24 protein-coding genes are annotated in these 24,576 nt (G+C 60.2%); 7 read left to right on the top strand and 17 right to left on the bottom strand.

Annotation, left to right across the window (positions count from 1 at the left end; translation table 11 throughout):
• Positions 1-148: 148 nt before the first annotated feature.
• The 4 genes from JFT63_RS29575 to JFT63_RS10465 all read right to left on the bottom strand — a co-directional run bounded on the left by JFT63_RS29575 (position 149) and on the right by JFT63_RS10465 (position 3,259).
• Positions 149-1,159 (bottom strand): type III secretion effector protein, encoded by a 1,011-nt coding sequence (locus tag JFT63_RS29575; protein ID WP_233102273.1) that lies wholly within the window; start codon positions 1,157-1,159, stop codon positions 149-151.
• A gap of 280 nt (positions 1,160-1,439) precedes the next feature.
• Entirely contained in the window at positions 1,440-1,715 is a 276-nt protein-coding gene (locus JFT63_RS10475) for an HU family DNA-binding protein (protein ID WP_003195589.1), read from the bottom strand.
• 191 nt (positions 1,716-1,906) lie between these two features.
• The gene (locus JFT63_RS10470) at positions 1,907-3,055 is read right to left on the bottom strand and encodes an NAD(P)/FAD-dependent oxidoreductase (RefSeq protein WP_057701937.1); all 1,149 of its coding nucleotides are present in this window, start codon (positions 3,053-3,055) and stop codon (positions 1,907-1,909) included.
• 36 nt (positions 3,056-3,091) lie between these two features.
• Entirely contained in the window at positions 3,092-3,259 is a 168-nt protein-coding gene (locus tag JFT63_RS10465; protein WP_002555879.1) for a rubredoxin, read from the bottom strand.
• A gap of 195 nt (positions 3,260-3,454) precedes the next feature.
• On the opposite strand from JFT63_RS10465, the gene JFT63_RS10460 reads away from it, so the two are divergent.
• Both JFT63_RS10460 and ubiA read left to right on the top strand, forming a co-directional pair.
• Positions 3,455-4,018, top strand: a complete 564-nt coding sequence (locus tag JFT63_RS10460) for a chorismate--pyruvate lyase family protein (RefSeq protein ID WP_198843895.1) — start codon at positions 3,455-3,457, stop codon at positions 4,016-4,018.
• Positions 4,018-4,908, top strand: coding sequence for a 4-hydroxybenzoate octaprenyltransferase (gene ubiA / locus JFT63_RS10455; RefSeq protein WP_057701935.1), 891 nt, complete (start codon positions 4,018-4,020; stop codon positions 4,906-4,908). Before JFT63_RS10460 ends, ubiA begins: the two co-directional genes overlap by 1 nt.
• A gap of 108 nt (positions 4,909-5,016) precedes the next feature.
• Here the strand turns inward: ubiA and JFT63_RS10450 are convergent, their stop codons facing one another.
• The gene (locus JFT63_RS10450) at positions 5,017-5,394 is read right to left on the bottom strand and encodes a COG4315 family predicted lipoprotein (protein ID WP_198843894.1); all 378 of its coding nucleotides are present in this window, start codon (positions 5,392-5,394) and stop codon (positions 5,017-5,019) included.
• Between the two features lie 154 nt (positions 5,395-5,548).
• Between JFT63_RS10450 and phoB the strand changes: the two genes are divergently transcribed.
• From phoB to JFT63_RS10435, 3 genes are all read left to right on the top strand, one after another.
• A complete protein-coding gene (gene phoB, locus JFT63_RS10445; RefSeq protein ID WP_005792526.1) occupies positions 5,549-6,238 on the top strand; it encodes a phosphate regulon transcriptional regulator PhoB in 690 nt (229 codons plus the stop codon).
• Between the two features lie 81 nt (positions 6,239-6,319).
• The gene (gene phoR, locus JFT63_RS10440; RefSeq protein ID WP_233102278.1) at positions 6,320-7,606 is read left to right on the top strand and encodes a phosphate regulon sensor histidine kinase PhoR; all 1,287 of its coding nucleotides are present in this window, start codon (positions 6,320-6,322) and stop codon (positions 7,604-7,606) included.
• Between the two features lie 264 nt (positions 7,607-7,870).
• On the top strand, positions 7,871-9,211 hold the full coding sequence (locus JFT63_RS10435) for a hemolysin family protein (RefSeq protein WP_057701932.1): 1,341 nt from the start codon (positions 7,871-7,873) through the stop codon (positions 9,209-9,211).
• A 132-nt stretch (positions 9,212-9,343) separates the two neighbouring features.
• Here JFT63_RS10435 and JFT63_RS10430 read toward each other — a convergent pair whose 3' ends face one another.
• The 7 genes from JFT63_RS10430 to JFT63_RS10400 form a co-directional block, all read right to left on the bottom strand.
• Positions 9,344-10,249, bottom strand: coding sequence for a response regulator (locus JFT63_RS10430; protein ID WP_057701931.1), 906 nt, complete (start codon positions 10,247-10,249; stop codon positions 9,344-9,346).
• 167 nt (positions 10,250-10,416) lie between these two features.
• Positions 10,417-11,178 carry a phosphate signaling complex protein PhoU gene (gene phoU, locus JFT63_RS10425; protein WP_017528598.1) on the bottom strand — a complete coding sequence of 254 codons (762 nt, stop codon included), beginning with the start codon at positions 11,176-11,178 and terminating at the stop codon, positions 10,417-10,419.
• A 70-nt stretch (positions 11,179-11,248) separates the two neighbouring features.
• Positions 11,249-12,082 carry a phosphate ABC transporter ATP-binding protein PstB gene (gene pstB / locus JFT63_RS10420; RefSeq protein WP_057701930.1) on the bottom strand — a complete coding sequence of 278 codons (834 nt, stop codon included), beginning with the start codon at positions 12,080-12,082 and terminating at the stop codon, positions 11,249-11,251.
• 164 nt (positions 12,083-12,246) lie between these two features.
• Positions 12,247-13,917, bottom strand: coding sequence for a phosphate ABC transporter permease PstA (gene pstA / locus JFT63_RS10415; protein WP_057701929.1), 1,671 nt, complete (start codon positions 13,915-13,917; stop codon positions 12,247-12,249).
• Between the two features lie 15 nt (positions 13,918-13,932).
• Complete coding sequence (locus tag JFT63_RS10410; protein ID WP_198843925.1) at positions 13,933-15,966, bottom strand: ABC transporter permease subunit; 2,034 nt, start codon at positions 15,964-15,966, stop codon at positions 13,933-13,935.
• Between the two features lie 484 nt (positions 15,967-16,450).
• Positions 16,451-17,437, bottom strand: a complete 987-nt coding sequence (locus JFT63_RS10405; RefSeq protein WP_005792536.1) for a phosphate ABC transporter substrate-binding protein PstS — start codon at positions 17,435-17,437, stop codon at positions 16,451-16,453.
• 119 nt (positions 17,438-17,556) lie between these two features.
• On the bottom strand, positions 17,557-18,846 hold the full coding sequence (locus tag JFT63_RS10400) for an MFS transporter (RefSeq protein ID WP_057701927.1): 1,290 nt from the start codon (positions 18,844-18,846) through the stop codon (positions 17,557-17,559).
• Positions 18,847-19,252: 406 nt separating this feature from the next.
• On the opposite strand from JFT63_RS10400, the gene JFT63_RS10395 reads away from it, so the two are divergent.
• Positions 19,253-19,657 (top strand): acyl-CoA thioesterase, encoded by a 405-nt coding sequence (locus JFT63_RS10395; RefSeq protein WP_003176975.1) that lies wholly within the window; start codon positions 19,253-19,255, stop codon positions 19,655-19,657.
• 59 nt (positions 19,658-19,716) lie between these two features.
• A complete protein-coding gene (locus JFT63_RS10390) occupies positions 19,717-20,616 on the top strand; it encodes a D-hexose-6-phosphate mutarotase (protein WP_057701926.1) in 900 nt (299 codons plus the stop codon).
• Positions 20,617-20,732: 116 nt separating this feature from the next.
• On the opposite strand, the gene JFT63_RS10385 is transcribed toward JFT63_RS10390, so the two are convergent.
• The 5 genes from JFT63_RS10385 to JFT63_RS10365 form a co-directional block, all read right to left on the bottom strand.
• Positions 20,733-21,269 carry a DUF3299 domain-containing protein gene (locus JFT63_RS10385; RefSeq protein ID WP_057701925.1) on the bottom strand — a complete coding sequence of 179 codons (537 nt, stop codon included), beginning with the start codon at positions 21,267-21,269 and terminating at the stop codon, positions 20,733-20,735.
• Between the two features lie 77 nt (positions 21,270-21,346).
• Positions 21,347-21,592, bottom strand: a complete 246-nt coding sequence (locus tag JFT63_RS10380; RefSeq protein WP_005792540.1) for a GlsB/YeaQ/YmgE family stress response membrane protein — start codon at positions 21,590-21,592, stop codon at positions 21,347-21,349.
• 105 nt (positions 21,593-21,697) lie between these two features.
• Positions 21,698-22,783 (bottom strand): 5-(carboxyamino)imidazole ribonucleotide synthase, encoded by a 1,086-nt coding sequence (locus JFT63_RS10375; RefSeq protein WP_054916926.1) that lies wholly within the window; start codon positions 22,781-22,783, stop codon positions 21,698-21,700.
• 11 nt (positions 22,784-22,794) lie between these two features.
• The gene (gene purE, locus JFT63_RS10370; RefSeq protein WP_003195648.1) at positions 22,795-23,286 is read right to left on the bottom strand and encodes a 5-(carboxyamino)imidazole ribonucleotide mutase; all 492 of its coding nucleotides are present in this window, start codon (positions 23,284-23,286) and stop codon (positions 22,795-22,797) included.
• Between the two features lie 244 nt (positions 23,287-23,530).
• A complete protein-coding gene (locus tag JFT63_RS10365) occupies positions 23,531-24,439 on the bottom strand; it encodes a LysR substrate-binding domain-containing protein (protein WP_014720521.1) in 909 nt (302 codons plus the stop codon).
• Between the last annotated feature and the right edge of the window lie 137 nt (positions 24,440-24,576).

Below are 24,576 nucleotides of genomic sequence, written 5' to 3'. Positions count from 1 at the left end.
TGAACGCCCCTCAAATGAATAATGTCCGTCCCCTTTGCCCTGATGATCGGGACCCAAGTTTATTAAAGACTGCAAAAGGTGGGCAGATTATTTAGATCAAATCAACCTGCCCCCTTTAACCCTGCACGTACAAAAACCAGCCAACTTCTTATGCGTTCTGCTTAAGTACCACCAACGTTTTAATCATCTTTTTCATTGACGTGTAGCGTTTTTCAACATTTTCCATACGCGACTGATCAGTCGGTGCCTCCGATGATTCAGGCGCCACATAGGGGGTGTAGATAAGTCCGTAGCGCTTAGCGAGCTCAGGCATTTGGCTTTCTATCCCGTCCATCCGCTTTTCCAGGTTGGTCAAACGCCCGTGTGTATCTGTTGGCGCGTCGGGGCTGGCTATAACAGCCCTCGCGTCGGGGCCTTCGTTGATGAAAATAACTTCGTTGGCCAGAAGCTCTGTGTTTATTTCTGCACCCGTAAGGCGCGCCTGGATTTTTTGCTCTTCTGTCGCGTCAGAATCTACAGTGTCCGTCGTGCCGTCGGGTTTATTTACTTCTGCTCCAGGCATCTTTGCCTGTGCATCAATCCTTTCTTCCAGAGCTTTGGACACGAAATGCTGCCCCACGGTAAAACCGCTGTTGACCAAATTACTGGTACCTGAAGTTAGCAGCGCATTACGTACCATAACCGCAACCGACGGCGAAACCGGCGGGAAAGCATTGTTCTGTTGCAGGCGGGCAATATCATTTGCAGTGTTACGTGCCGCCCCTGGACTGTTCGATCCGCCTGCTGGCTTTAAACCAGGCACCATAGGCTTGGCCGGTTTAGGTGCTAAAGGGTTCGGTTTGGGAGTAATCGGTTTTGGAGTAATAGGTTTTGGAATCGGGGGCTTCGGTCTGGGCGTGGGCGGCTTGGGCCTGGGCTTGACGCCGATCCTTGGAAAGCCGAATCTTTTAGCCGCAATTTCGCTTCGACTAAAGAGTTCCTCAGGGCTTGCTTGAGGGTATTGGGCGCGCCCCTTGTCCTGACTGTAATACAGTTTATCGTTTGAACTATTTGCCTCGGTACCCGCACTATCCGACGTCGATGGAGATTTGACCTCCGTCGTTTTTTGTTGGGTTGATGGTGTGAGCAATGGCACTGGAGGTTGATTGAAGATTTGCATATATACACCTCTAAAAATTAGTTTAGAGCGCGCTCCCTGCTGTCTCATGCCGTATGTGCTAATCCGTACCGATATAGTTCCATATCTAGTTATTTAAAAATAATTACTCACTAAAAATGGCTACAACTCAGGCGTCACCTCAACCATTAATAATTTTGGAAGAGACAACTACTATATTCCCCACTACCCTTTTTCACCCCCAATAAAAATGGGCACCCGACCCCGTCGGCGTGCCCATTTTCTTTACCGCCCCGCCTCCCTTCGAGACGGTACCGCTTACTTACGGGTTGACGCTGTCTTTGAGCGACTTGCCCGGCTTGAACGCTACGGTGTTGCTCGCCTTGATTTTCACAGGCTCACCGGTTTGCGGGTTCTTGCCAGTACGGGCGCCGCGGTGGCGTTGCAGGAAAGTGCCGAAGCCGACCAGGGTGACGCTGTCCTTGCGGTGCAGGGCGCCGGTGATTTCTTCGAGTACGGCGTTGAGAACGCGGTTGGCCTGTTCTTTGGTGAGGTCTGCTTTTTCAGCGATGGCGGCTGCGAGATCTGGTTTACGCATAAATGAAGCCTCTTTGACGGTTTTTTGTTGTTATGTCCGTGCTGCTCTCTGGTGGAGCAGCGCCCAAGGCGCCGCAGGCTCTACTCTGCGGCAGACGGGAGTGAGGATGGCACGCCCTCGGGCGCCGCGCCAGTCTCGCGGCGACCTTTCTACAGGCCAAAAGGTGCTGATTCCGACAGAACGACTGGCATTTACGCCAGCAACGGTGGGAGTTCTTTGTTCAGCGCCAGTTTTTCCATGACGACACTGCCGGTCAACGCGTAACCCAGCAATCGGCCGCTGGCATCGCGACACAGCGCCTTGATGTCGGCGCCCTGCCCTTCGACGCTCCACACACCTTCAGTGCCCCGTGGCGCAGGTGACACCACCAGCGGGCAGACTGGGGTTTTGACGGTGATCGGCATTGGCCCATAGCTCACCGCCGTGGCATTGCCGGCCAAGGTTTGCGCCAGGGCACGGGCGCAACTCATCAGCGGCATCACGTACAGCAAGTTCAAGCCGTCGACCTCGGCGCAATCGCCCAGGGCGTAGATGTTGGCGTGGGAGGTCTTGAGGTGACGGTCCACCATGATCCCGCGGTTGATTTGCAGGCCGGCGGCGGCGGCCAGGTCTACACGTGGGCGCAGGCCGATGGCGGACACCACCAGGTCACAGTGGATCACATCACCATCCGACAGGTGCGCTTCAAGGCCATCAGCCGTGCGTTGCAGGCGATTGAGCACCGGGCCCAGGTGGAAACGCGCACCGATACCTTCCAGCCCGGCTTGCACCGCTGCGGCAGCTGCCGGGTGCAGCAGGGTCGGCATGACCTGCTCGCACGGCGCAACCAGATCGACTTCATAGCCGCCGAGGATCAGGTCATTGGCAAATTCGCAGCCGATCAGGCCGGCGCCCAGCAGCAGCACGCGCCGTTTGCCGGCAGCCGCAGCACGAAAGCGCGCGTAGTCTTCCAGGTCGTTGATCGGGAAAATCAGTTCAGCCCCATCGCCTTCGACCGGTACGCGCACGGTTTCTGCGCCCCAGGCCAGGACCAGGTCGCGGTAGGCCACCGCTTCCTCGCCGATCCAGAGGCGCTTGTGGCCCGGGTCGATGCCGCTGATGCGCGTATGGGTGCGCACTTGGGCCTTGAGTTGCTCAGCCATGGCGCCAGGTTCGGCCATGCTCAGACCATCGGCTTCCTTGTTCTTGCCAAAACCGGTGGAGAGCATGGGCTTGGAGTAGGAGCGCCCGTCATCCGCGGTGATCAGCAGCAATGGGGTCTCGCTGTCGAGCTTGCGAAACTCCCGGGCTACGTTGTAACCGGCCAATCCTGTGCCGATGATCACGACAGGTGCGTTCATTCCTTTCTCCTTGTAGTACGTGTCTTAAACTAAGAATTAGCCGATTTCGATCATTTCGAAATCCATTTTGCCCACGCCGCAGTCCGGGCACAGCCAATCTTCCGGGACGTCTTGCCACAGCGTGCCCGGAGCGATTCCGTCATCCGGCCAGCCGTCCGCTTCGTTGTAGATCAAGCCACAGACGATACATTGCCACTTCTTCATTACGTGCTTCCTCAAGTCCAGGCATGTTGGCCGGCGGTCGATGGATCCAGCGTTGCCGCACGGCTCAGGGCGTTTTGTACTGATCGGGGCCGGCAGATGCAAGCACGATCGGCGCAAACGGCCGGTTTGGCGCGGCAAAAGTTCAGGGTGCCATGGTAAGCTCGCCGCCTCTTTTGCTGCCAATACTGACTCACCGTGCCGCACTCAATCGCCCCTTCCGATGCTTGCCGATGGCTGACCCAGAGCCTTCTCAGCCCCCTGCCCACGCCCTTGACCCTCAACTGGCTGTTTGACGAAGGCTCGCTGACCCGGCGGCTGACCGGGCTGTCCAACGAGGGTTTCAGCGTGACGCCGCTGTTCGAAGGCTGGCAACCGTTGCGCGACGACGAATGCGCCGCTCTGGACCTGCCGCCGGCCAGTATCGGTTGGGTGCGCGAGGTCTATTTGCGCGGACATGGCCAGCCGTGGGTGTTTGCCCGCAGCGTGGCGGCGCGCAGTGCCTTGCAGGGCGATGGGCTGCACATGGACGAGTTGGGCAGCCGTTCGCTGGGGGAGCTGTTGTTCTGCGACCGCGCCTTTACCCGCCAGGCCATTGAAGTGTGTCACTACCCTCGTGCCTGGCTGCCGACAGCGGACCAGGCCGATAATCTGTGGGCACGTCGCTCGCGCTTCGATCGCGGCGCGCTGAGCGTGCTGGTGGCAGAAGTCTTTTTGCCGAGTTTCTGGCACGCGTTGCACGATCATCCGGAGAACTGCTGATGTACCAACGTCTGCTCAAGTCCTTGAACCGCCTGAACCCCAGGGCCTGGGATTTCATTCAGTTGACACGCATGGACAAGCCCATCGGCATCTACCTGCTGCTGTGGCCGACACTGTGGGCGCTGTGGATCGCCGGCAAGGGTTCGCCGTCGTTGATCAATATCGTGATTTTCGTGCTGGGCGTTGTACTCACCCGCGCCGGCGGCTGCGTGATCAATGACTGGGCCGACCGCAAGGTCGATGGCCATGTGAAGCGCACCGAGCAACGCCCGCTGGTGAGCGGCAAGATCAGCTCTAAAGAAGCATTGGTATTTTTTGCCGTATTGATGGGCATCAGCTTTCTGCTGGTGCTGCTGACCAACGCCAGCACGATCCTGCTCTCCCTGGGCGGCCTGGCGCTGGCGGCCAGCTACCCGTTCATGAAGCGCTACACCTACTACCCGCAGGTAGTGCTGGGCGCGGCGTTTTCCTGGGGCATGCCGATGGCGTTTACCGCCGAGACCGGTCACCTGCCCGCCACCGCGTGGTTGCTGTATATCGCCAACCTGTTGTGGACCGTGGGCTACGACACCTATTACGCCATGACCGACCGTGATGACGACTTGAAGATCGGAGTGAAATCCACCGCCATCCTGTTCGGCGATGCTGATCGCGTGATCATTCTGACTTTGCAAGGGCTGTCGCTGGTGTGCCTGTTGCTGGCCGGCGCGCGGTTTGAGCTGGGGGGTTGGTTCCAGCTGGGGCTGCTGGCGGCGGCGGGCTGTTTTGCCTGGGAGTTCTGGTACACGCGAGACAGGGACCGCATGAAGTGCTTCAAGGCGTTTTTGCACAACCATTGGGCGGGGTTGGCGATTTTTGTCGGGATTGTGGTGGATTACGCGGTTCGGTAGTGCAGGACTGACGCCATCGGGGGCAAGCCCCCTCCCACATTTTGATGTGTGAATACATTCAAGTGTGGGAGGGGGCTTGCCCCCGATGGATTCAGCAGCCCCGCAGGCTTACGGCTTGATGATGTGCCAGACGCTACCCTTGCCATCACCGGTCTTGTCACCGGCTTTCGTGTCTTCCTTGTAGGTGTAGACAGGCTTGCCTTTGTAGGCCCACTGGCTGGTCTGGTCGTCGCGGGTGATCACCGTCCAATCGCCGCTCTTGGTGTCGGTGGATTCTGCTTTGAGCGGCGGCCAGTTGGTCGCGCACTGGTCCTTGCACACGGACTTGCCATCGGCGTCCTTGTCGAAGGTATAGAGCGTCATTTTGTTGTGATCCACCAACATCCCATCTTTAGTCATCGCCGGGTCGGCCGCAAACGCCAGGCCCGGCAGCGTCAACGCTGCTGAAACCAGCAGGGCTTTCCAGGAAATCGTGCTGTAAGTCATCGGAACCTTCCTTTTGTGGTTGTCAGGATTCGGACCCAAAGGGTAGTTCAGAGTGCCCTGAATTGCCCAAGCGACTAAATTACTGTCACACGACTGCAATAATTCCGTTATCTAATGCGGCGCAAGACAGTTAAATGACAAGAGGATTTTGAGCATGGTTGGCAGGAGCATTCTGATTGTTGACGACGAAGCGCCCATTCGCGAGATGATCGCCGTTGCGTTGGAAATGGCCGGCTATGACTGCCTGGAGGCGGAAAACTCCCAGCAGGCCCACGCCATTATCGTCGACCGCAAGCCGGACCTGATCCTGCTCGACTGGATGCTGCCCGGCACATCCGGTATCGAGTTGGCTCGGCGCCTCAAGCGTGACGAGCTGACCGGGGATATCCCGATCATCATGCTCACCGCCAAAGGTGAAGAGGACAATAAGATCCAGGGCCTGGAAGTCGGCGCCGATGATTACATCACCAAGCCATTCTCCCCTCGGGAGCTGGTGGCACGCCTCAAAGCCGTATTGCGCCGTGCCGGGCCGACCGATGGCGAAGCGCCGATCGAAGTCGACGGCCTGATCCTGGACCCGATCAGCCACCGCGTGACCATCGACGGCAAACCCGCCGAGATGGGCCCGACCGAATACCGATTGCTGCAATTTTTCATGACCCACCAGGAACGCGCCTACACCCGCGGCCAGTTGCTGGACCAGGTCTGGGGCGGCAATGTGTATGTGGAAGAGCGCACCGTGGACGTGCATATCCGCCGTCTGCGCAAAGCCTTGGGCGATGCGTACGAGAATCTGGTACAAACCGTGCGCGGCACCGGCTATCGGTTTTCCACCAAAAGCTGAGCCAGCCCCTTCCACCCTTAACAGCTGACAAGGACGCATGTTTAAGTGAACCAGAACTGGCATGGCACCCTGATCCGTCACATGCTTCTGTTGATCACTGCTTGCCTGCTCGTCGGGCTGATCAGTGGCTATTACGGCTGGAGCCTGGCCGCCGGCATCGCGTTGTACCTGGGCTGGACCCTCAAACAATTGCTGCGCCTGCATGAATGGCTGCGCCAGCACAAACCCGACGAGGCCCCGCCCGATGGCTATGGCCTGTGGGGCGAGGTGTTCGACAGCATCTATCATCTGCAACGCCGCGACCAACGGGTACGCGGGCGCCTGCAAGCGGTGATCGACCGGGTGCAGGAGTCCACCGCAGCGCTCAAGGACGCGGTGATCATGCTCGACAGCGACGGCAACCTGGAATGGTGGAACCGCGCCGCCGAAACCCTGCTGGGTCTCAAGACGCCCCAGGACAGTGGCCAGCCGGTGACCAACCTGGTGCGTCACCCGCGCTTCAAGGAATACTTCGAGCAAGACAACTACGAAGAAGCCCTGGAAATTCCCTCGCCTACCAACGACCGCGTTCGCATCCAGTTGTACCTGACGCGCTACGGCAACAACGAACACTTGATGCTGGTGCGTGATGTGACCCGTATCCATCAGTTGGAACAGATGCGTAAAGACTTCGTCGCCAACGTCTCCCACGAGCTTCGCACACCGCTGACGGTGATCTGCGGCTACCTTGAGACGCTGCTGGACAATGTCGACGAGATCAACCCACGCTGGAGCCGTGCCCTGCAGCAGATGCAGCAGCAAGGCTCGCGTATGCAGACCCTGCTCAACGACTTGCTGCTCCTGGCCAAGCTTGAGGCCACCGATTACCCCTCGGATAACCACCCGGTGGCGGTGCAAAGCCTGCTGCAAACCATCAAGAACGACGCCCAGGCGCTCTCCGGCGAGCGCGGCCAGCAGATCACTCTGGAAGCCGACCCGACGGTGCTGCTCAAGGGCAGCGAGGGCGAGTTACGCAGCGCGTTCTCCAATTTGGTGTTCAACGCGGTGAAGTACACCCAGGACAAGGGCAATATTCGTATTCGTTGGTGGGCCGACGAACAGGGCGCGCACCTGAGCGTGCAGGACTCGGGTATCGGCATTGACGCCAAGCACCTGCCGCGCCTCACCGAACGTTTCTACCGCGTTGACTCCAGCCGCAACTCCAACACCGGCGGCACCGGACTGGGCCTGGCTATCGTCAAGCATGTGTTGTTGCGCCACCGGGCGCGTCTGGAAATCAGCAGCGTGCTGGGGCATGGCAGTACGTTTACCTGCCATTTTCCGCCGGCGCAGGTAACGCGTTCGCGGGCACTCGAAGAAGATAAATAATCTCGAAACACATCAGGGCTAAATGTGGGGCTTGCTCGCGAATGCGGTGTATCAGTGGATGAATAAACTGACTGACCCGCCGCATTCGCGAGCAAGCCCGCTCCCACACTGGATTTGTGTTGTTTCAAAGCAAGCATTGCAGCCCCGCCCGGCAGCGGGCACTAGGCAAGCGCCCCGCCAGCCGCTACATTGGCCGACTTGCGCCTGCCTTTCAGGCTCACCTGTCATCCCTTATCGAACACACGGAACCTGCAAAACCCCATCATGGACCCTTCCCCTGGTATCACCCTCGCTACTCTCTTTGCCGATTTCGGCATGATTCTTTTTGCACTGATCCTGGTACTGCTCAACGGTTTCTTCGTTGCGGCCGAATTTGCCATGGTCAAATTGCGCGCCACGCGGGTCGAGGCCATCGCCCATAAAAACGGCTGGCGCGGGCAGATACTGCGCACCGTACACAGTCAGCTCGACGCCTACCTGTCGGCCTGCCAGTTGGGTATTACCCTGGCATCCCTGGGCCTGGGCTGGGTCGGTGAGCCGGCCTTTGCGCATATCCTGGAACCGCTGCTCGGCGCCATCGGCGTGCAATCGCCGGAAGTGATCAAGGGCGTGTCGTTCTTTGCCGCGTTCTTCGTGATTTCCTACCTGCACATCGTGGTCGGTGAGCTGGCGCCCAAATCCTGGGCGATTCGCAAGCCGGAGCTGCTGTCGCTGTGGACCGCGGTACCGCTGTACCTGTTCTACTGGGCGATGTACCCGGCTATCTACCTGCTCAACGCCAGTGCCAACGCCATCCTGCGCATCGCCGGCCAAGGCGAGCCTGGCCCGCACCATGAGCATCATTACAGCCGCGAAGAGCTCAAACTGATCCTGCACTCCAGCCGTGGCCAGGACCCGAGCGACCAAGGTATGCGCGTACTGGCCTCTGCGGTGGAAATGGGCGAGCTGGAAGTGGTGGACTGGGCCAACTCCCGGGAAGACCTGGTAACCCTGGACTTCAACGCCCCACTCAAGGAAATTCTCGCGCTGTTCCGTCGCCACAAATTCAGCCGTTACCCGGTGTATGACGCGGTGCGCAATGAGTTCGTGGGCCTGTTGCACATCAAGGATCTGCTGCTGGAACTGGCCGCACTGGACCATATTCCCGAATCCTTCAACCTGGCCGAACTGACCCGCCCACTGGAGCGCGTCTCGCGGCACATGCCGTTGTCGCAACTGCTGGAGCAGTTCCGCAAAGGCGGTGCGCACTTCGCCCTGGTGGAGGAAGCCGACGGCAAGATCATCGGCTACCTGACCATGGAAGACGTGCTGGAAGTACTGGTGGGCGATATCCAGGATGAACACCGCAAGGCCGAACGCGGCATCCTCGCCTACCAGCCCGGCAAGTTGCTGGTACGTGGCGACACGCCGCTGTTCAAAGTCGAACGCCTGCTGGGCGTCGACCTGGACCACATCGAAGCCGAAACCCTGGCCGGCCTGATCTACGACACGCTCAAGCGCGTGCCGGAAGAAGAGGAAGTGCTGGAAGTGGAAGGCTTGCGGATCATCATCAAGAAGATGAAAGGGCCGAAGATTGTGTTGGCCAAGGTGCTGCTGCTGGACTGACTGCAGGCGCAGTGCTGTGTGTGGGAGCGGGCTTGCCCGCGATAGCGGTGGGTCAGCCAGCGCATCGTTGACTGATAGATTGCTATCGCGGGCAAGCCCGCTCCCACATGGACTAAGCGTCGCCTTGAAGGGTCACGCACCCGGCACGAAATGCTTCTGCGCGGTGCCACGGGCGATCAGGCGGGAGATGTAGTCCAGCTTCTGCGCATCCTGATCAATAAAACGGAAAGTCAGTTGCAGCCAGTCGCTGTCGGGCTTGGGCTCGTAGGCGACGATCGCGTGCAGGTAGCCGTTGAGCCGTGCGACTTCGGCATTGTCGCCCTGCTCAAGGTCGAGTACGGCGCTTTCCAGTACCTGAGGCAGGACGTCGCCACGCTTTACCACCAGCAACGCTTCCTTGATGCTCAGGGCCTTGATCACGCATTGCTGGGTGCCGCTTGCGAGGCGCAACTGGCCCTGACCACGACTGCCGGCCGGCGCCGCTGCTGTTGGGGCCTTCACGGGCGGGGTGTTGAGCAGGCCTTTGCTGGGCGCCGCCGCCGGGGCCGGGGCTGGCTTGACGGCTTCGGGTCTGCCGCCGGTCAGGGCGCTCAGGGAGTCGTTACCGAAGGCCGAGTTCATCTTGGTCGGCGCGCTGGCGATCAGTGCGTCAAGGCGGCCGATCTTGTGCAGGGCCTGCTTGACCTTGTTCAGCAGCTGCTCGTTGGTGAACGGCTTGCTGACATAGCCGGAAACGCCTGCCTGGATCGCCTGCACCACGTTTTCCTTATCGCCGCGGCTGGTCACCATCACGAACGGCATGGCCTTCAGATGCGCTTGCTCGCGGCACCAGGTCAAGAGCTCAAGACCCGACATCTCCGGCATTTCCCAGTCACACAGCACCAGGTCGAAGGTTTCGCGCATCAGGATGGATTGCGCCTTTTTGCCGTTCACCGCATCTTCGATTTTGATTCCGGGGAAGTAATTGCGCAGGCACTTCTTCACCAGGTCGCGAATAAACGAGGCGTCATCCACCACCAATACACTGACTTTGCTCATCGACCCTTCATCCTATAAAAACCTCGGCTGGCAGTACGCCTGACTGATGGCATTTTGCCAAAACCTCGCAGTCACGTTCGGACTTTATTCGCCGCCCGCGCAAAAAATTCAGCTGCCGCAAACGAAAACGCCCGGCCAATGGCCGGGCGTTAATTTCACGGGCAACCTTACTTATCGTCAGGTTCGCCCGGAACATTAGGTGTTTGATCGGCTGAACCTTCAACTTCGGCCTTCATGCGCTTGAGGCCCATGTGCCGCACGTCGGTACCGCGTACCAGGTAGATCACCAGTTCCGAGATATTGCGCGCGTGGTCGCCGATCCGCTCCAGGGAGCGCAGCACCCAGATAATGCTCAAGACCCGCGAGATAGAGCGCGGATCTTCCATCATGTAGGTGGCCAGCTCACGCAGGGCGGTTTTGTATTCGCGGTCGATGACCTTGTCGTACTGGGCCACCGACAAGGCCAGGTCGGCATCGAAACGGGCAAACGCATCGAGGGCATCGCGCACCATGTTGCGCACCTGGTCGCCGATATGGCGCACTTCCACGTAACCGCGTGGCGCTTCACCTTCTTCGCACAGTTGAATGGCACGGCGGGCGATCTTGGTGGCTTCGTCGCCAATGCGCTCCAGGTCGATCACCGACTTGGAGATGCTGATGATCAAACGCAGGTCCGAGGCTGCCGGCTGGCGACGGGCAAGAATGCGCAGGCACTCTTCGTCGATATTGCGTTCCATCTGATTGATCTGGTCATCGATTTCGCGCACCTGCTGGGCCAGGCCCGAGTCGGCCTCGATCAGCGCAGTGACTGCATCATTGACTTGCTTCTCCACCAGCCCGCCCATCGCCAGGAGGTGGCTGCGCACTTCCTCAAGCTCGGCGTTGAACTGCGCGGAGATGTGATGGGTAAGGCCTTCTTTGCTAATCATGTTGGCGTCCTTGGAGCGTCCGGTAAGGTGCGGAGAACCGCAGCGTCAGTGCAATCAGAACCACAGCTTCCTAGCCGTAGCGACCGGTGATGTAGTCTTCGGTCTGCTTCTTCGCCGGATTGGTGAACAGGGTATCGGTATCGCCGAACTCCACCAGCTTGCCCATGTACATAAACGCGGTGTAGTCGGAAACCCGCGCCGCCTGTTGCATGTTGTGGGTCACGATCACGATGGTGAACTTGGACTTGAGCTCGTAGATCAGCTCTTCGACTTTCAGGGTCGAAATCGGGTCGAGCGCAGAGCAAGGTTCGTCGAGCAGCAGCACTTCCGGCTCTACGGCGATGGTACGGGCGATCACCAGACGCTGCTGCTGGCCGCCGGACAAACCGAGGGCCGATTCGTGCAGGCGGTCCTTGACCTCGTCCCACAATGCCGCGCCCTTGAGCGCCCACTCAACGGCTTCATCGAGGACACGCTTCTTGTTGATGCCCTGGATGCGCAGGCCATAGACCACGTTTTCATAGATAGTCTTGGGAAACGGATTGGGCTTCTGGAACACCATGCCCACCCGGCGACGCAACTCAGCCACATCTTCGCCCTTGCGGTAGATATTGGTGCCATAGAGGTTGATCGCGCCTTCCACACGGCAACCGTCCACCAGGTCGTTCATGCGGTTGAACGTGCGCAGCAACGTCGACTTGCCGCAGCCGGACGGGCCGATGAAGGCGGTCACGCGTTGCTTGGGGATGTTCATGCTGACGTCGAACAGCGCTTGTTTGTCGCCGTAGTAGAGGCTCAGGCCCGGTACTTCGATGGCCACGGTTTCCTGGGCCAGGCTCAGGCTCTGCTTGTCGCGACCCAGGGCAGACATGTTGATGCCGTGGGAATGGTTTTCATGTTGCATGGGATGCTCCCTGTGCTACCAATTCGTTTCGTTGAACCGCCGGGGCGGCTTACTCAAATTCTGTGTCTGTGGGAGCTGGCTTGCCTGCGATGGCATCACTGCGGTCTTACTGATACACCGCGTCGTCTGCATCGCAGGCAAGCCAGCTCCCACATTGGACCGTGTCAGCTGTCCAGCGCTTTGTATTTTTCGCGCAGGTGGTTTCGAATCCACACTGCCGACAGGTTGAGCGTGGCAATCACCAGCACCAGCAGCAAGGCGGTGGCGTACACCAGAGGCCGTGCCGCTTCGACGTTGGGGCTCTGGAAGCCGACGTCATAAATATGGAAGCCCAGGTGCATGATCTTCTGGTCCAGGTGCAGGTACGGGTAGTTGCCGTCCAGCGGCAGCGATGGCGCCAGTTTCACCACACCCACCAGCATCAGCGGCGCCACTTCACCGGCGGCGCGGGCCACGGCGAGGATCATGCCGGTCATCATGGCCGGGCTGGCCATCGGCAGCACGATCTTCCACAGCGTTTCCGCCTTGGTCGCGCCCAGTGCCAGGGAGCCTTCACGCACGGTGCGAGGGATCCGCGCCAGACCCTCTTCGGTGGCCACGATCACCACCGGCACCGCCAGCAACGCCAGGGTCAGCGAGGCCCAGAGCAGGCCTGGGGTACCGAAGGTCGGCGCCGGCAGGGCCTCGGCGAAGAACAGGCGGTCAACCGAACCACCCAGCACATACACGAAGAACCCCAGGCCGAACACGCCGTAGACGATGGCCGGAACACCGGCCAGGTTGTTCACGGCGATGCGAATCACCCGGGTCAGGGTGTTCTGCTTGGCGTATTCACGCAGGTACACCGCCGCCAATACGCCGAACGGGGTGACGATCATCGCCATGATCAGGGTCATCATCACGGTGCCGAAGATGGCCGGGAAGATCCCGCCTTCTGTGTTGGCTTCCCGTGGGTCGTCGCTGAGAAATTCCCAGACCTTGCTGAAGTAGAAGCCGATTTTGGTCATCGTGCCCATGGCATTCGGCTGGTAGGCGTGCACCACTTTGCCGATGCCGATTTCCACTTCCTTGCCGTTGCCGTCGCGGGCGGTCAGGGCGTCGCGGTTGAACTGGGCGTGCAGGTCGGCCAGGCGCGCTTCGATGTCCTGATAGCGGGCGTTGAGTTCGGCGCGATCAGCGTCCATATCGGCTTGGGCGGCGGCGTCGAGCTTGCCCTCCAGTTCCAGTTTGCGACCGTGCAGGCGAATGCGTTCCAGACCGGCGTTGATCGCACCGATATCGGTTTTTTCCAGGGTCTTTAGCTGGGCGGCGAGCTTGTTGACACGGTCCACGCGAGCTTGCAGCTCCGGCCACGCGGCCTCGCCTTCGGCAATCACCTTGCCGTCCTGCTTGACGTTGACCAGGGTGCCGTAGAAATTGCCCCATTCACGGCGCTCAATGGCCATCAGGTGGGTCGGTTTGGTCTGGTCCTTCAACCATTCGCCGACGATCCAGGTGAAGTCGTTGCCGTTCAGGTCGCGGTTGCCGACCTTGATCAGCTCACGGGTCATGAATTCCGGGCCTTGGTCCGGCACCGGCAGGCCCGCGCTTTTCAGACGCTCACGCGGCACTTCTTCTTTCTGCACCACTTCGCCGATGACGATATGGTTGGCCTGGCCTGGCACGTTGTAGTTGGCCTGGATCAGGTCGGCCGGCCAGAAATGGCCCAGGCCCCGCACCGCGATCACAGCCAGCAAACCAATGGTCATGATGACCGCGATGGACACCGCGCCACCGCTGATCCAGACGCCTGGGGCGCCGCTCTTGAACCATCCATTCAGGGAGTTCTGTTTCACAGACTTCTACCTTTCTTAAAGCGACGAGTATTTCTTGCGCAGACGCTGACGAATCAGCTCAGCGAGGGTGTTCATGATGAAGGTGAACAACAGCAGCACCAGCGCCGAGAGGAACAGTACGCGGTAGTGACTGCCGCCGACTTCCGACTCGGGCATTTCCACCGCGACGTTGGCCGCCAGGGTGCGCAGGCCCTCGAACAGGTTCATCTCCATCACCGGGGTGTTACCGGTGGCCATCAGTACGATCATGGTTTCACCCACTGCGCGGCCCATGCCGATCATCAGTGCCGAGAAGATGCCCGGGCTGGCGGTCAGGATCACCACACGGGTCATGGTCTGCCACGGCGTGGCGCCCAGCGCCAGGGAGCCCAGCGTCAAACCGCGCGGTACGCTGAACACGGCGTCTTCGGCGATGGAATAGATGTTCGGGATTACCGCGAAACCCATGGCCAGGCCAACCACCAGGGCATTGCGCTGGTCGTAGGTGATCCCCAGGTCGTGGGAGATCCACATGCGCATGTCGCCGCCAAAGAACCAGGTCTCCAGGTACGGGCTCATGTACAGCGAGAGCCAGCCCACGAACAGGATCACCGGAATCAGAATCGCGCTTTCCCAGCCATCCGGCACTCGCAGGCGAATCGACTCGGGCAAGCGGCTGAAGACAAAACCGGCGACCAGGATGCCAATCGGCAACAGCATCAGCAGGCTGAAAATGCCCGGCAGATGCCCTTCTACGTACGGCGCCAGGAACAGGCCGGCGAAGAAACCGAGGATCACGGTCGGCATGGCTTCCATCAATTCGATCACCGGCTTGACCTTGCGGCGCAAGCTCGGGGCCATGAAGTAAGCGGTGTAGATCGCCGCCGCAACCGCCAGTGGCGCGGCCAGCAACATGGCGTAGAACGCAGCCTTCAAGGTGCCGAAGGTCAGCGGGGCCAGGCTCATCTTGGGTTCGAAATCGGTATTGGCGGCGGTGGACTGCCAGACGTATTTAGGCTCGTCGTAGTTCTCGTACCAGACCTTGCTCCACAACGCGCTCCACGACACTTCCGGGTGCGGGTTGTCGAGCGCCAACGGTTGCAGCTTGCCGCCGGCTTCGACGATCACCCGGTTGGCCCGGGGCGACATGCCGTACAGACCCTGGCCGTCGACCACCGGGTCCACCAGCAGGGTGCGATGGGCGGTGCTGTGGAACACGCCGAACTGGCCAGTAGCATCCAGGGCGGTGAAGCCTTTGCGGCGCTCTTCAGCGCTGATTTCGACGATGGGCGCAGTGCCCATCTGGAAGGTGCGGATCTGCTTCAGACGCTGTTCGCCATCCGCGTCACGGGCCATGAACCACTGGGCCAGGCCGCCTTTGGAGTTACCCAGGATCAGCGAGATGCCGCCGACCAACTGGGTGCTGGCGGTGATTTCCGTATCAGCGTCTTCCAGCAGCTTGTAGCGCCCGTTGAGGCTCTTGTCGCGCAGGCTGAACACGTCGGCCAGTGCACGGCCGTTGATCACGTACAGCCACTGCTGGCGTGGGTCGATGAAGATCGCCTTCACCGGCTCAGTCATCTGCGGCAGCTCGATGCGCTTCTGCTCGCTGGTGACTTCACCGGTCATCATGTTTTCTTCACGGCTCAACGACAACACGTTCAAATGCGAACCGGCCGAGCCGGCCACTACCAGGGTGGAGTCGGTGGCGTTGAGAGCGACGTGCTCCAGTGGGCGACCAGCGTCATCCAGCACAATCGGCGTTTCGCCGTAGGGGTATTCGATTGCCGGGGTGATGGTCTTCTTGCCGTCCGGGTACGACACCTTATAGGTGTGACGGAACACCAGGGACTGACCATTGGACAAACCGAGGATCACCAACGGGCTGCCCGGCTGGTCTTCCCCAATAGACGCAACGCTGGTACCGGCCGGAATCGGCAGGTCGACACGCTTGAGCTCGGCGCCGCTATCCACGGCAAAGAACAGCGCCTGGCCCTTGTCGGAAACCCGCATGGCGACCTGGTTCTGTTCTTCGAGGGAGATCATCAACGGCTTGCCGGCGTCCTGCATCCAGGCGGGCGTCAGCGCATCTTCCCTGGTCAACGAAGCGCCCTGGAACAGCGGCGCGACTACGTAGGCGAGAAAGAAGAAGATCAGGGTGATGGCGCCGAGGACGGCGAGGCCGCCGACCAGCACGTACCAGCGGGTCAGGCGGTCCTTGAGCGCGCGAATGCGGCGCTTGCGTTGCAGCTCAGGCGTATTGAAATCAATGCGCTTGGGGGGAGAAGTTGTCGTCATGGTGGAATTGGCCAGATCATTCATGCGCACACCCTAGCGATCCTGTATGACAGAAAGATGACAGTGCAGTGACGCAGCAAATCCGCCGCGAAGCAGGGCTGGCAGCGGATTAAAAATTAGGGATGCAGACTGCTTATGTGGGAGCGGGCTTGCCCGCGATGGCATCAACACGATTTCAACGCTAAACCGCGTCGCCAGCATCGCGGGCAAGCCCGCTCCCACAGAAAAGCATGCGTCTACATCAGGTATCGCAGGCTTAGTTGCCTTCTTTCAGACCCAGCTCAGCCAGGGCCTTGGCGGCCACTTTGGCAGGCAGTGGGATGTAGCCGTCTTTCACCACCACTTCCTGGCCCTGCTTGGACAGCACCAGTTTCACGAACTCGGCTTCCAGCGGAGCCAGAGGCTTGTTCGGGGCTTTGTTGACGTAAACGTAGAGGAAACGCGACAGCGGGTATTTGCCGTTCAGGGCGTTTTCTTCGCTGTCTTCGATGAAGTCAGTGCTGCCTTTCTTGGCCAGGGCCACGGTCTTCACACTGGCGGTCTTGTAGCCGATGCCCGAGTAACCGATACCGTTGAGCGAGGAGCTGATCGACTGCACGACCGAAGCCGAGCCCGGTTGTTCGTTCACGTTAGGCTTGTAGTCGCCTTTGCACAGGGCTTCTTCCTTGAAGTAGCCGTAGGTGCCGGATACCGAGTTACGCCCGAACAATTGCACTGGCTTGTTGGCCAGGTCGCCGGTCACACCCAGGTCGCCCCAGGTTTTCACATCGGCTTTGGCGCCGCACAGACGCGTCGAGGAGAAGATCGCATCGACCTGTTCCATGGTCAGGTGCTGGATCGGGTTGTCCTTGTGCACAAATACCGCCAGGGCATCCACCGCAACCGGGATAGCGGTTGGCTTGTAGCCGTACTTCTGCTCGAAGGCAGCCAGTTCGGTGTCCTTCATCTTGCGGCTCATCGGGCCCAGGTTGGAGGTGCCTTCAGTCAACGCAGGTGGCGCAGTGGCAGAGCCGGCAGCTTGAATCTGGATGTTGACGTTCGGGTATTCCTTTTTGTAACCCTCGGCCCACAGGGTCATCAGGTTAGCCAGGGTATCGGAACCGACGCTGGACAGGTTGCCCGACACACCAGTGGTCTTGACGTAAGCCGGAATTGCCGGATCAACACCAGCGGCCACCGCGTTGGCGGTCGCAACGCCAGCAGCGACAAAAGTCATTGCCGCCATCAAACGTTTCAGTTTCATGCCTTGCTCCTAGCAGATAGGGATAGTTGGATCGGGGCCAAGTATCAGGAGGCCGTGTGAACACTCTATGTCTGGAATGTGACAGTTAGATGAAAGGCCACTATCTGAATGTGCAGGCTTCAACGACCGCGTTTCCACAGATACCCGCCCACCAGCATCCCCATCACGCACAGCACGGCGACGTAATAAGCCGGGCCCATCGGGCTCTCTTTCATCAGCAGCGACACCGCCAAGGGCGTCAAACCGCCGAACACGGCATAAGCAACGTTGTAGGAGAACGACAGGCCGCTGAAGCGCACCACCGGCGGGAAAGCCTTGACCATCACGTAGGGCACTACGCCGATGGTGCCGACAAACAGGCCGGTCAGGGCATACAACGGGAACAGCCAGTCGGGATGCGCCATCAGGCTGTGATACAGCGTCCAGGAAGTCGCCAGCAACAGTGCGCAACCGGTGACCAGCACGCGACCGGCGCCAAAACGGTCGGCCAGCGCACCTGCGGCGATGCAACCCAGGCTCAGGGTCACGATGGCCAGGCTGTTGGCCTGCAGCGCCACCGTTGGGCTGAAGTGATAGAGGGTTTGCAGCACGGTCGGCGTCATGAGGATGACCACAACAACACCGGCCGACAGCAGCCAGGTCAGCAGCATCGACAACACAATCGCCCCACGGTGATCGCGCAACACCGCGCGCAACGGCAGCTCAGCAGCCAGGCTCTTGCGTTGCTGCATCTCAGCGAAGATCGGTGTTTCATGCAGCCAGCGGCGCAAGTACACCGACAGCAGCCCGAATACGCCGCCGAGCAGGAACGGGATCCGCCAGGCGTAATCGGAGACCTGCTCGGGGGTGTAGACCGTATTGATGCCCGTGGCCACCAGCGAGCCCAGCAGAATACCGGCGGTGAGGCCGCTGGTCAGGGTGCCGCAGGCGTAGCCGATGTGGCGCGGCGGGACGTGCTCGGAGACGAACACCCAGGCGCCCGGTACTTCGCCGCCAATCGCCGCGCCCTGGATGATGCGCATCAGCAGCAACAGGACCGGCGCCCACAAGCCGATCTGCGCGTAGGTGGGCAGCAGGCCCATGATCAAGGTGGGTACGGCCATCATGAAGATGCTCAGGGTGAACATCTTCTTGCGCCCCAGCAGGTCACCAAAGTGCGCCATGATGATGCCGCCCAAGGGGCGGGCCAGGTAGCCAGCGGCGAAGATGCCGAAGGTCTGCATCATGCGCAGCCATTCGGGCATGTCGACGGGGAAGAACAGTTTCCCGACCACGGTGGCGAAAAATACAAAGATGATGAAGTCGTAGAACTCCAGCGCCCCGCCCAAGGCAGACAGCGACAGGGTTTTGTAGTCGTTGCGGGTCAGCGGGCGCGAGGGTTGCGCACTGCTTGCAGGCACGGAGGACATGGCAAGGCTTCTCTTATAGTAATCATCGTAAAGGACTGCACGCCCGTGACTTGCGGCGGGTTTGGCAAGATAGCAAATCGCTTGAAAAAGCACAGCGCCAGGAACACAGTTGCGCGCAAAAGCCGCGATACAGCGTCTATTTACCGACCAAATGAGCGTCGGGAGGTCGTCGTGGCGCCAGGGTCTCGATATACTCGCCGGTGCAAGCGCCAGACCCGCTGTTTTGAGGGGCTGCTGTGCCAAAACGCTGTTGGGTACCACCCAGCCGATTTGGCAGAGTTTCCCTTTAGTTCGCCTTACGAGAAACGCATCGAGCGGTGTATGTTGGTGCTGAAACGTTTTTCTGAGAAGACGGCTATCCACTTGAAATACCCATGAAGCGTCACGGGTCAGAGGCACCCTCGGCATGATCGAACTCGAACAAGAAGATCCTATCCCGCAAGGCGATCTCGCCCTGCAAATCACCGCACTGCCGCGTGAAACCAACGGTTTTGGCGATATCTTCGGCGGCTGGCTGGTCGCGCAGATGGACCTGGCTGGCACGGCAATGGCCAGCAAAGTCGCCGGCGGGCGCGTCGCCACCGTCGCCATTGACCGCATGGCCTTCCTGGTACCGGTAGCAGTGGGCGCGCAGCTTTCCTTCTATACCCAGGCCCTGGAAATCGGCCGCAGCTCGATCCAGATGATGGTCGAGGTGTGGAGCGATGACCCGCTTTCGAGCGAATGGCGCAAGGTCACCGAAGCGGTATTTGTGTTCGTCGCCATCGACGGCAGCGGCCGCACCCGTTCGGTACCGTCACGGGCGCGTTAAACCTCGCCGGGTTTTGACGGTCAATTGCCCCATTGCCTGCCACTTAAGAGAGCCTTGTTATGCCTACGCCTCACGTTGAGACAGTGAAAATCGACGAGTTGGACTGCTGGCGCATCCGCCACAACGGCGCCGAGCTGATGGTGGCCCAACAGGGTGCGCATATCTTCAGTTACCAGCGTGAGGGCGAACAGCCGCTGATCTGGCCGAACCCTGAGGCAGTGTTCAAGCAGGGCAAAGGCATCCGTACCGGCGTACCGGTGTGCTGGCCATGGTTTGGTGTGTTCGAGCGTAACCCTCAGAGCGTAAAGGCCATGCGCCAGAGCGATCAGCCTGCCGGTGCCCACGGCTTTGCACGCACCGCGCTCTGGGCGTTGGCCGAGACGGCAGTCGAAGGTGAAACCCTGCGTATCGAACTGGTGCTGCCGGTTCCTGCGGGCGGCTTTCCCGGCTGGCCCCATCAGGTTGAGTTGAAGTTGAGCCTGCTGCTGGACGACCAACTTCACATCCACCTGACCAGCCACAACCGCGGCACCGACGCTGTGACCTTCAGCCAGGCATTGCACACCTACTTCGCAGTGAGCGACGTGCGCAACGTGCAGGTCGAAGGCCTGGATGGCTTGGCCTATATCGATACCGCCGACGGCTGGACCGAGAAGCAGCAAGCCGGCTTGCTGCACTTCACCGCCGAGACGGATCGCATCTACCTGGATACACCGGCGCAGTTGAGCATTGTCGATAAAGACTGGCAGCGCCGTGTCCAACTCACCAGCGAAGGCTCGAAGTCCACCGTGATCTGGAACCCCTGGACCGAACGGGCCAAGGCTTTGGACGATATGGCCGATGACGGCTGGCAGGGTATGTTGTGCATCGAGACGGCCAACGTGCTGGACGATGTGGTGAGCCTCGCGCCCGGTGAAGGCCACACTTTGGGAGTACGCATCACGGCCCTGGCCTTGTAAATCCAATCCAATGTGGGAGCTGGCTTGCCTGCGATGCAGACAACTCGGTATGTCAGGAACACCGAGGCGCTGCTATCGCAGGCAAGCCAGCTCCCACAGGGGTTATGCTTTGGGCTTTAGAGATCAGACTCCTGCACCACCCGCACCTTCCCTGCCTCCAGCGCATACGCTGCATCGGCCAAGTCATTATTGACCTTCTCCACCTTCAACGTGCCCGTGACCCACAGCGGCGTGTAGATATCATCCAGCTTCAACCCCTTGGGATACCGCACCAGCACCAGTTGGTTAGGAGGCGGTGGCGGTACGTGAATGCAAGCGCCCGGATACGGGACCAGGAAGAACAACGTGCTGCGACCTTTGGCATCCGTTTCCAACGGCACCGGATACCCACCAATGCGGATATTCTTGCCGTTCATGGCCGCCACGGTCTTGGTGGAGTACATCACCGCCGGCAAGCCTTTGCTCTGCTTCAAGCCACCCTTGTCGGTGAACGTACCTTGGGCTTCGGGGGAGTTATGGTCGATCTCGGGCATGGCTTCGAGGGCTTTCTGGTCCGAAAGCGGCATCAGGTCCAGCCAGTCGGTTTCCGGCAGTTCACCGGCGTGCGCCAGGCCAGAGCCCAGCAGGAGGAGAGTCAAGAGTAGACGGCGCATGGAGAGGCTCGGCAAATACAAGTGCCGAGCATTCTAGCCCTCTGCGCCTGCGCAGCGCAGAGGACTTTGTCGGCTGATTACTTCTTTTTGATCAGGCCGTAGATCACCAGCAACACGATGGCACCTACCAGCGCGCCGATGAAGCCCGCGCCCTGGCCAGCCTGGTAGATCCCCAGGGCCTGACCGCCGTAGGTGGCCGCCAGCGAACCTGCGATACCCAGCAGGATGGTCATGATCCAGCCCATGCTGTCGTCGCCAGGCTTGAGGAAGCGCGCCAGCAGGCCGACGATCAAGCCGATAAAAATGGTTCCGATGATACCCATGGCATTTCCCTCTGATTGGTATGAGTCATGCCAAAGCCTAGTCAGGCTTTGGCATCCTGCAATCAGAGAGACGGCGAGCCCCAATGGTTCCCGCCATGGCCAGGCTTATTGTTCGGCGATTAACGCCTCAACCTTGAGAATCTGCGCCTGCAACGTCGCACGATCCTTGCAACGCAGGTTGGCGTGGCCGACTTTGCGTCCGGCCTTGAACGCCTTGCCGTAGTGATGCACGTGGCAATCGTCGATCGCCATCACGCGCTCTACCGGCGGAACGACACCGATAAAGTTGAGCATGGCGCTCTCGCCGACCTTGGCCGTGGAGCCCAACGGCAAGCCCGCCACCGCCCGCAGGTGGTTTTCGAACTGGCTGCACTCGGCGCCTTCGGTGGTCCAGTGCCCGGAGTTGTGCACACGCGGGGCGATTTCGTTGGCCTTGAGGCCGCCGTCGACTTCAAAGAACTCGAACGCCATTACACCAACGTAATCCAGCTGCTTGAGCACACGGCTGGAATAGTCTTCGGCCAGGGCCTGCAACGGGTGGTCGGTGCTGGCTACCGACACTTTCAGGATGCCGTTGACGTGGGTGTTGTGCACCAACGGGTAAAAGCGGGTTTCGCCATCACGGGCACGTACGGCAATCAGCGAGACTTCGCCGGTGAACGGCACGAAGCCTTCCAGCAGGCAGGCAACGCTGCCCAGCTCGGCAAAAGTGCCGACCACATCGGCGGCGGTGCGCAGGACTTTCTGGCCCTTGCCGTCGTAACCCAATGTGCGGGTTTTCAACACCGCCGGCAGGCCGATGCTGGCGACGGCCGCGTCCAGGTCCGCCTGGGACTGGATGTCAGCGAAGGCCGGCGTCGGGATGCCCAGGTCCTTGAACATGCTTTTTTCGAACCAGCGGTCGCGGGCGATGCGCAGGGCTTCGGCGCTTGGGTACACCGGCACGAACTGCGACAGGAAAGCCACGGTTTCAGCCGGGACGCTTTCGAACTCGAAGGTCACCAGGTCAACTTCATCAGCCAGTTGGCGCAGGTGGTCCGGGTCGCTGTAGTCAGCACGCAGGTGTTCGCCCAGAGCTGCAGCGCAGGCATCCGGCGCTGGGTCGAGGAAGGCGAAGTTCATGCCCAGCGGCGTACCCGCCAGGGCCAGCATACGGCCCAATTGGCCGCCACCGATTACACCGATTTTCATCAATAAGAACCTCAGGCGATACGTGGGTCTGGATTGTCCAGCACGCTGTCTGTCTGCTCAGCCCGGAATTTTTTCAGCACCGCATGAAACTGCGGGTGCTTGGCGCCCAGGATGCTGGCCGACAGCAAGGCTGCGTTGATCGCACCGGCCTTGCCGATCGCCAGGGTTGCCACCGGAATGCCGGCTGGCATCTGCACGATGGACAACAGCGAATCCACGCCCGAGAGCATTGAAGACTGCACCGGCACGCCAAGCACGGGCAGGTGAGTCTTGGCCGCACACATGCCAGGCAAGTGCGCCGCGCCGCCGGCACCGGCGATGATCACCTCGATGCCACGGGATTCTGCTTCATCGGCATACTGGAACAGCAAGTCCGGGGTGCGGTGGGCGGAGACCACCTTCACTTCGTACGGAATGCCGAGTTTTTCCAGCATATCGGCGGTGTGGCTAAGGGTGGACCAATCGGACTTGGAGCCCATGATCACGCCAACCAATGCACTCATCGTCGTGCCTCTTCTCTCTGGGCGCCCGCAGGCGCGTCAAAAAACAACAAGCCACGCGGGAGACCGGCGTGGCTTGGTGTGCGAATTAAGGCCGGTTGGACCGGCCGAAGGCCGCGCAGTATACCGTAATAATCCAGATAAACAGCCCCTGGGATGACCATCTGTCTAGCGGCGCAAAGTGGCGGTTTTATTGACTCAAGAGTCAGCGAAAACACCACGAAATCCTGTGGGAGCTGGGCTGGGCTCAAGCGCTTTGCGCGGCCCCACCTTCCAGCTTGCGCCACAACAACCGCACATTCGCCTTGCGCACCAACGCGCAGCGATACAAGCGAATCTCCAGTGGCACATGCCATTGCGGTCCGCCGCACACCACCAGTTCGCCGCGTGCCAACTCTGCACGTACGCTCAACTGCGGCACCCAGGCGATACCCAAGCCTTCGAGCGCCATGCTCTTGAGGCTGTCGGCCATGGCGGTTTCATAGATGGTGGTAAAGCGCAGCGCCCGCTGGCGCAGCAGCAAATTCACCGAGCGGCCCAGGAACGCGCCGGCGCTGTAGGCCAGCAGCGGTACGCTGCCCTCGCCTTCCAGGTCGAACAGCGGCTTGCCATCAGCATCGGCGGCGCACACCGGGAGCATTTCGGTGTTACCCAGGTGCAGCGACGGGAAAATTTCGGCGTCCATTTGCATCGCCGCGTCCGGGTCGTAGAACGCCAGCATCAGGTCGCAACCGCCTTCGCGCAGGGCGTGCACGGCGTCGCCGACGTTGGTGGCGACCAGCCGCGTGGCGATATTCAAGCCCTCGTTGCGCAACTGCGCGATCCACCGCGGGAAGAACCCCAAGGCCAGGGAGTGCGCGGCCGCCACTTGCATGACTTCGCCCTGCCCGCCTTCCAGGTGATGCAAATGGCGCAGGACTTCACCGAGCTGTTCGACCACGGTGCGCGCCGTCACGAGGAACAACTGCCCCGCCGCCGTCAACTCCACCGGCGTACGCGAACGGTTGACCAGCGTCAGGCCCAACGCGGCCTCAAGGCTACGGATACGGCGGCTGAACGCCGGCTGGGTCACAAAGCGCCGTTCCGCAGCCTGGGAAAAGCTGCGCGTCGCCGCCAGGGCGCTGAAGTCTTCCAGCCATTTGCTTTCAAGGTTCATCTCTGCCTCCCACGCCGAATGCACCATTTTGGCACACACGCCCGCCATCATAGCTGGGTCACATCAACATTATGCCGTTTGTGCATAGGCCAGTGTTTAACAGCATTGGCCCAAAAACTTCTACAAGCCTAGCATTC

It is taken from the genome of Pseudomonas sp. MF7453 (assembly GCF_016405455.1).
Lineage (GTDB): Bacteria > Pseudomonadota > Gammaproteobacteria > Pseudomonadales > Pseudomonadaceae > Aquipseudomonas > Aquipseudomonas paralactis.
This window is presented reverse-complemented; position numbering and strand designations above follow the sequence as displayed.